Source organism: Slackia sp., assembly GCF_977041755.1.
The window spans coordinates 1-7,449 of the sequence record NZ_CDRRGL010000093.1; the positions used below are offsets into that span (position 1 = coordinate 1).

Sequence of the window (7,449 nt, forward strand, 5' to 3'; positions counted from 1 at the left end):
GAATACGCTCGGTGGCATATTTAACCTTCGCACCAGCGACCATTTCCATGGTGCGCGTAATCTGCTTCGTCGAAGAAACCGACTTGATGCGCTTTTCAATGTCGTGCAGGTTAGGCATTTTGGGCCTTCCTTACGCCACGAATTGCGCCTTGAAAGCGTCGATAGCAGCGTTGAGCGCAGCTTCGCTTTCAGGGGTGAATTTCGCATCGTCGTGAATCTTCTTCAGGACGTCAGCGTGGCTTGCGCGCAGGAACTCGATGAGCTCGTTGCGGAAGCGCACGACGTCAGAAACCGGCACGTCGTCCAGGAAGCCCTTGCCACCAGCGTAGACAGCCACGGCCTCTTCCTCGAAGGAAAGAGTGCTGTAGCGGCCCTGCTTGAGCAGCTCGGTCATACGGGCGCCGCGGTTCAGCTGATCCTGGGTAGACTTATCCAGGTCAGAACCGAACTGGGTAAACGCCTTGAGCTCGCGGTATGCAGCAAGGTCGAGGCGCAGAGTACCGGAAACCGATTTGACGGCCTTGGTCTGCGCGGAGCCACCAACGCGGGACACCGAAATGCCGACGTCGACAGCGGGGCGCTGGCCCTGATAGAACAGGTCGGTCTGCAGGTAAATCTGACCGTCGGTAATAGAAATAACGTTGGTCGGAATGTATGCAGACACGTCGCCTGCCTGCGTCTCGATGATCGGCAGAGCCGTCATGGAGCCGAGGCCGTATTCCTCGTTCATCTTCACAGCACGCTCCAGCAGGCGCGAATGCAGGTAGAAGATGTCGCCGGGGTAAGCTTCGCGTCCCGGCGGGCGACGCAGGGTCAACGACATCTGACGGTAAGCAACAGCCTGTTTGGTCAGGTCGTCATAGGTGATAAGCACGTGGCGGCCGAGGTTCTCGGGGCCAGCGGGCTTGCCGTCTTCGCCGTTGTAGACGAAGTACTCACCCATTGCAGCACCAGCCATAGGAGCGATGTACTGCAGCGGAGCCGAGTCGGCGGCGGTGGCGGCGACGATAATCGTCTTGTCCATAACGCCGTACTTCTCGAAGGTCTCCATGATGCCGGCAACCGTAGAGGCCTTCTGGCCAACAGCGACATAGATGCAAATCATGTCGTTGTCTTTCTGGTTGATAATGGCATCGATAGCAATAGCAGTCTTGCCGGTCTGGCGGTCGCCAATGATGAGCTCGCGCTGGCCACGGCCGATAGGAATCATCGAGTCAACTGCGATGATGCCGGTCTGCATGGGCTCATGCACGGGCTTGCGGCTGATAACGCCAGGAGCCTTGAACTCGACGGGGCGATAGCCGTCGGCCTTAATGGGGCCTTTGCCGTCGATGGGCATGCCAAGCGGGTTCACAACGCGGCCGAGAAGACCCTTGCCCGAAGGCACTTCCATGATCTTGCCGGTGGTGCGAACCTGATCGTTCTCTCGGATTGCCGTGACATCGCCGAGGAGCACAGCGCCGACTTCCTCTTCCTCAAGGTTCTGGGCCAAGCCGTACACGGTCTTGCCGCCCTCACCAATAAACTCGAGGAGCTCGCCGGCCATGGCGCCCTTCAAGCCGTCGACGCGAGCAATACCGTCGCCAACCTGGACGACCGTACCGACCTCGCGTGCATCGACGCTCGTGTCGAGGGACTCCAGCTGTTTGCGCAGCGCTTCGTCGATAGACTTCGCGGTGATTTCAGTCACTAGCATTCACCTCCATCGTTTTCTTCTTTGAGCACGATGCGCGCGTGTTCCAGTTCGGAAGCAACGCTTGCATCAATGCGTTTTCCATTGGTGCTCATAATGATGCCGCCCAGGATAGAAGCGTCGATGTGCTCGCGCAGCACGACCTTCTTGCCCAGATCAACAGAGAGCTTCTCGGTGATGACCTCGCGCAGATGATCGTCGAGAGCCACCACAGTGGTGACATCGACAACCGCTACGCCGAGCTTTTCCTCGGCCGCGTTGCGGTACGCATTCACGGTAGAAGAAAGCTTGTCGAGGTCGCCACGCTCAGCCATGACAGCGATAACGCTGACGGCCAAAGGATCGATACCATCGAACACGTTGACGGCCAACGTGTGTCGCTGCTCAGGGGAGTACGCCGGATTGCCAAGCGCCTCGCGCAAATCCGCGTTGCCGCGGTAGGTGCGAAGCACGAAATCCAGCTGCTCGCGAACCTCAAGCACGCGCTCTGCCCCACCCTGCTCAAGGGCGGCGTCGAGGAGCATGCCGGAATAGGTCGCGACCTCTTCTTTTGCGAGCAGTCGATTATTTGGCATTGAAGCTACCTGCCTCTGCGACATAGCGCTCGATCATCTTGCGATGCTCGTCATCGGTCAAGTCGTTGCCGATGAGCTTGGCCGCGACGTTAATCGAGAGGTCGGCGACAGAACCCTGAAGGTCGGCGATAGCGGCCTTCTTCTCTGCCTCGATGGCCGCATGGGCCTTCTCAATCATGCCGGCGGCTTCTGCCTGCGCCTTGGCGGTGATGTCGGCCTTCACGTCTTCGCCGGCCTTCTTGGCGTCGGCGACGATCTTGGAAGCCTGAACCTTGGCCTCAGCGAGCTGCTGCTGGTACTCAGCAAGCACGCGCTCGCTTTCCTGGCGCGCTTCTTCAGCGTTCTTGAGGTCGTCGCGAATGGTGTTCGCGCGCTTCTCAAGCATCTTGTCGAAGACGGGCCAGCCAAACTTGGCCAGGACGATCCACAGAATAATGAAGGCGACGAGCATAGGAATGAATTCGCTCATCTCAGGCAGAATGGCTTCGATGCCACCTCCCTGGGAAGCGAACGCATACGTCGGGCACGACAGAGCGAGAGCACCCGCGGACAGAGCCACGGCGCTGAGCTTGCCAGCTGCCTTGTTGAAATGCTTCAACTCGTTTGCCTCCTGTTCTTTCTTAGTAATCATGCAGTAATCGAGCGTGATTAGCCGATGAAGAACAGAACCAAGCCGAGCAGAGCCAGCGCCTCAGACATAGCAGCGCCGATGAAGAAGTAGCCCATGAGCGTACCCTTCATCTCGGGCTGGCGGGCAGCAGCGGTGCAAAGGCCATAGGTGGCGATGCCGATGCCGATGCCGGGGCCGATGGCGGCCAGGCCGTAGCCGACGACCTTCAGTGCGGCGAGCGCGAGCGTGATTTCCACAGTTTCCTCCTTTGTCGTGCCCCTCACTTCTCAAGTCGCGTCGGGGCAAGATCCAATATTGCTCAGCTGAGGGGTGCAGCTGCAACACCATAGTTATGCGTGTGCGCCACGCAGGGCGGGCGGTTTAACGACGCGGCGGTCGATGCCAAACGACTGGGGCTTAGTGCGCATGCACCGCGGTGGATACGTAGGAAGCCGACAGAATCGCGAAAACGAACGCCTGAATGAAAGCAACCAAGCACTCGAGGGCATACATAACAACAAGCAGGGCGAACCATGCGATCGAAGGCAGGCCGGCGATGAGGTCCATAGAACCAGAGAACAGCGCAGTCTGGATGAAGCAGGTGGTGGCGATGCTGAAGATAGCGAGCATCATGTGGCCAGCAAGCATGTTGCCATAAAGTCGGACGGCAAGGGTAAGCACGCGAATGACCATCGAGAAGAGCTCGAGGAACCAGATGACCGGCTTCATGGGACCAGGAACGCCCGACGGGCAGAGGTTCTTGAAGTACTGGAAGAAGCCGAAAGTCTTCATGCCATAGAAGTTGAAGTACACGAACGAAATGACTGCGAGAGCCCAGGTGCACGAAATGGCGCCGGTAGACGTCTTGAAGCCAGGAACGAGGCCCAAGATGTTGCAGACGAGGATAAAGAAGAAGATCGTTGCGAGGAACGGCACATGCTTCTTGAAGCCTTCGCCAATAACGTCTTCAGCGATAGAGCTGTTCACGAAGTCGTAACCAAACTCAACCGTGTTCACGAATTTGTTGGTGGGAACCAACGAAACCTTCTTAGCGGCAACGAGCACGACGGCGAACGTCACGGCCAGAGCGATGAACAGCCACACAATATACTGCGTGACGCCCCAGGGGCCGATATAGAACACGACCTGGGGATCGAACTGGGCCGAGAGCCCTTGTGCTTCCTCGACGAAGTTACCGAGAGCGGTTGCAAGACCCTCCATAGCTTTCCTTCCTTACTAATTTCACTTAAACGCGCTTGCGCTTGGCAAGCACGTTCTTGTACACGACGAACGCGATGGTGCAGCCCAAAAACACGATGCCTTCGGCCACGACGAAACCCACGAGCCCGTCGCGTGCAAGCATCGCGCAGGCGATAAGCCCCGCGACAAGTATGACAAGAGAGATTGCAACGCCAGCAAGGCCGTACAGACCAATAGTGAGGGCGTGCGTGGAAGTAGAACGGCGCGATAACCTCAAAGACAGGAACAATGGCAGAAACCCTAAGATACCGGTCACAATTCCCAATGCGATGAGCATATTGCGGTGCTCACTCTCCTACTTCTCGTCGTGTTGCTTGCCTCTATTCCGCGGCAAACAATCGTTACCTTAACAAAGAACTACGCATATGAATGCATGAAGCGTTTAAAAGTTGAAAAAAACTCGTAAGCGGCACGTAAATAACGCCCATGCCGATGAATAACGCGCGTTATTCGGAGTATTCAACGCAGCGAATGAGGATATCAGTTTCGCCGAGCAGCTCTTCGGAGAGTTTATCGGGATACGCGGTGGCGAACACAATCTCCTTAATGCCTGCATTGATGAGCATCTTCGCGCACACCGAGCACGGCTCGGTGGTGATGTAGATCGACGATCCCTCAATGTCGATGCCGTAGCGCGCGGCTTGGATGATCGCGTTCTGCTCGGCATGCAGGCCTCGACAAATCTCGTGGCGCTGGCCGCTGGGCACGCCGAGCTGTTCGCGCAAACATCCTGTTTCTTCGCAATGTCGCAAACCCGAAGGCACGCCATTGTAGCCCGTGGCCAGAATGCGACGGTCCTTCACGATGATGGCACCTACCGCACGACGCAGGCACGTCGAACGCTTCGAAACCTCGAAGGCGAGCTTCAAGAAATATTCGTCCCAGCTGGGTCGTTGCGTATCGCGCATGAAGAACTTCCTTACCTAGACCGTGCCGAAGATGCGATCGCCGGCATCGCCAAGGCCGGGAACGATATACGCAGCATCGTTGAGGCCTTCATCGAGCGCGCAAGCCCAAATATGCACATCGGGCTCGGCGGCGTTCACGGCAGCCACGCCTTCAGGGGCGGCAACCATAACGAGCAGGCGAATGTCTTTCACGCCCGCCTCTCGAAGGTACTTGATCGCGGCCAGAGCGCTGCCGCCCGTAGCCAACATGGGGTCAATCACGAGCGCCATGCGATTCTCGATGCCCTGAGGCATTTTTGCGTAATAGGAATGTGGCTCGTGGGTCTCTTCGTCTCGCTCCATGCCGAGCACGCCCACAGCGGCCGACGGAACAACCGAAAGCACGCCCTCAAGCATGCCCATGCCTGCACGAAGAATGGGAACCACGGCCAAGGTGTCGTCCTTGAGTCGCACGCCCTCGGTTTCGCAAATGGGGGTTTTCACCTGCACCTGCATCGTGGGCAAATCGCGCGTCGCCTCATAGGCCTCGAGCGCCGCGAGCTCGTGGACAAGCTTGCGGAAGTGCGCGGGGGCGGTGCTTTCGTCGCGCAAAATCGTCATCTTATGGCCGACCAGCGGGTGGTCGAGCACGGTAAGGCAATTCTTGTCGTACGTAACGTTGGCCATGGGCTCATCCTCTCTGAATTGAAACGCATTCATGATACTGCAATGCCACGCGGCACACAAAACTCGCCGGCCAAGCGGAATGCCGAGCCGGCGAGCCTCTTTTCGCAGTTTTTCACGCGATCAGCACGCGAACTTGATTACAGCTCGGGATACAAGGGATGCTTGGCGATAATGGCCTTCACGCCCTCTTTGATTTCGGTGAGCTTCGCTTCATCGCCATTCGCGAACACGGTCGCGGCGATGAGCTTGCCCACCATGTTGAAGTCTTCGGCATCGAGGCCGCGCGTGGTAGCAGCCGCCGTGCCCACGCGAATACCGCTCGCCACAAACGGACTGCGGGGCTCGTTGGGAATGGTGTTCTTGTTCACGGTAAGGCCGACGCTTTCGAGCAGCTTTTCAGCGTCTTTGCCAGTCACGTCGGCAGGCGTGAGATCGACCAAGCACAGGTGGTTGTCGGTGCCGCCCGTCACCAGACGCAGGCCGCCATCGATAAGGCCATCGGCCATCGCGGCGCAGTTCTTCACCACATTGTCGATGTACGTTTTGAATTCGGGCTTGAGCGCCTCGCCCAGCGCAACGGCCTTACCCGCGATCACGTGCATGAGCGGGCCGCCCTGGCTGCCCGGGAACACCGCGGAGTTAATTTTCTTCGCGAGAGCCTCGTCGTTGGTGAGAATGAGGCCGCCGCGCGGGCCGCGCAGGGTTTTGTGCGTGGTGGTGGTCACGATGTCGGCATACGGCACAGGCGACGGATGCGCGCCCGTAGCAACCAGGCCGGCGATGTGGGCCATATCGACCATGAAAAGCGCGCCGTTGTCGTGCGCGATGCGCGCCATGCGCTCAAAGTCGATCACGCGCGGATAGGCGCTCGCGCCGCCCACGATGAGCTTGGGGTGCAGCTCCTTCGCCATGCGCTCGATGGCGTCGTAGTCGATGCGCTCATCCTCGCCCAGTCCATAGGCATGGAAGTCGTACAGCTTGCCCGAGAAGTTCGCCGGCGAACCGTGCGTAAGATGGCCGCCGTTGTCGAGGCTCATGCCAAGCACGACATCGCCCGGCTTGATGGTTGCGAAATATGCCGCCAAGTTGGCATTGGCGCCCGAATGGGGCTGCACATTGGCGAACTTTGCGCCGAACAATTCCTTCGCGCGATCGCGCGCGAGATCCTCGACGATGTCGACTTTCTCGCAGCCGCCGTAATAACGCTTGCCCGGATAGCCTTCCGCGTATTTATTGGTAAGCACGCTGCCCATGGCCTGCATGACGGCAGGGCTGGTGAAATTCTCGGACGCGATAAGCTCGATGGAATTGCGCTGGCGATCGAGTTCTTCGGAAATTGCCTCGGCCACCTGAGGGTCTTGTTCGGCGAGCAAAGACATGCTGTCTCCTTCGTTTGATACGGCACCGCGCGTCACGCGCGAGTTTCGGAACCGCTCCAATATAGCCGAAGGGAGCCGTGGGGGCTCCCTTCTCTTCGGTATTTAACGCAATCGTTCGAAAACGATGGTGGCTGGCACCTAGCGATACGTATTCACGTCGGCGTCGAGGTCCATGATCTTTTTCACGCGCATAGCGTGGCGGCCGCCCTCGAATTTAGTCGTAAGGAAGGTGTCGACGATCTGCTTGTTCACGTCGAGCTCAACGAAACGACCGGAAAGCGTGATGATGTTCGCATCGTTGTGCTGACGGCACAGCTCGGCAAACTGCACGTTGATGATGTTCGCAGCACGGCAGCCA

The 7,449-nt window shown here is 58.3% G+C and carries 11 protein-coding genes; all 11 read right to left on the reverse strand.

What is annotated here, in order from left to right; genetic code table 11:
• On the reverse strand, positions 1–118 hold a 118-nt coding region (locus ACWI8T_RS07105; protein ID WP_449138443.1), incomplete at its 3' end, for a F0F1 ATP synthase subunit gamma.
• 12 nt (positions 119–130) lie between these two features.
• Positions 131–1,696, reverse strand: a complete 1,566-nt coding sequence (atpA, locus tag ACWI8T_RS07110) for a F0F1 ATP synthase subunit alpha (protein ID WP_183907127.1) — start codon at positions 1,694–1,696, stop codon at positions 131–133.
• Positions 1,690–2,268: an ATP synthase F1 subunit delta gene (gene atpH, locus ACWI8T_RS07115; protein ID WP_329934657.1), complete on the reverse strand. Its 579-nt coding sequence runs from the start codon at positions 2,266–2,268 to the stop codon at positions 1,690–1,692. The genes atpA and atpH overlap by 7 nt, the downstream gene beginning before the upstream one ends.
• Positions 2,258–2,899, reverse strand: a complete 642-nt coding sequence (atpF, locus tag ACWI8T_RS07120) for a F0F1 ATP synthase subunit B (RefSeq protein ID WP_114615391.1) — start codon at positions 2,897–2,899, stop codon at positions 2,258–2,260. Before atpF ends, atpH begins: the two co-directional genes overlap by 11 nt.
• A gap of 17 nt (positions 2,900–2,916) precedes the next feature.
• Positions 2,917–3,135, reverse strand: coding sequence for an ATP synthase F0 subunit C (atpE, locus tag ACWI8T_RS07125; RefSeq protein ID WP_114615392.1), 219 nt, complete (start codon positions 3,133–3,135; stop codon positions 2,917–2,919).
• 160 nt (positions 3,136–3,295) lie between these two features.
• A complete protein-coding gene (atpB, locus tag ACWI8T_RS07130) occupies positions 3,296–4,099 on the reverse strand; it encodes a F0F1 ATP synthase subunit A (protein ID WP_114615393.1) in 804 nt (267 codons plus the stop codon).
• Between the two features lie 25 nt (positions 4,100–4,124).
• Positions 4,125–4,415 (reverse strand): hypothetical protein, encoded by a 291-nt coding sequence (locus ACWI8T_RS07135; RefSeq protein ID WP_114615394.1) that lies wholly within the window; start codon positions 4,413–4,415, stop codon positions 4,125–4,127.
• Positions 4,416–4,584: 169 nt separating this feature from the next.
• The gene (locus ACWI8T_RS07140) at positions 4,585–5,046 is read right to left on the reverse strand and encodes a deoxycytidylate deaminase (RefSeq protein WP_114615395.1); all 462 of its coding nucleotides are present in this window, start codon (positions 5,044–5,046) and stop codon (positions 4,585–4,587) included.
• 15 nt (positions 5,047–5,061) lie between these two features.
• A complete protein-coding gene (upp, locus tag ACWI8T_RS07145) occupies positions 5,062–5,712 on the reverse strand; it encodes a uracil phosphoribosyltransferase (RefSeq protein ID WP_288168975.1) in 651 nt (216 codons plus the stop codon).
• Between the two features lie 137 nt (positions 5,713–5,849).
• Positions 5,850–7,091 carry a serine hydroxymethyltransferase gene (glyA, locus tag ACWI8T_RS07150; protein ID WP_418949327.1) on the reverse strand — a complete coding sequence of 414 codons (1,242 nt, stop codon included), beginning with the start codon at positions 7,089–7,091 and terminating at the stop codon, positions 5,850–5,852.
• Positions 7,092–7,229: 138 nt separating this feature from the next.
• The coding region (locus ACWI8T_RS07155; RefSeq protein ID WP_449138442.1) for an RpiB/LacA/LacB family sugar-phosphate isomerase at positions 7,230–7,449 on the reverse strand (220 nt) is incomplete at its 5' end.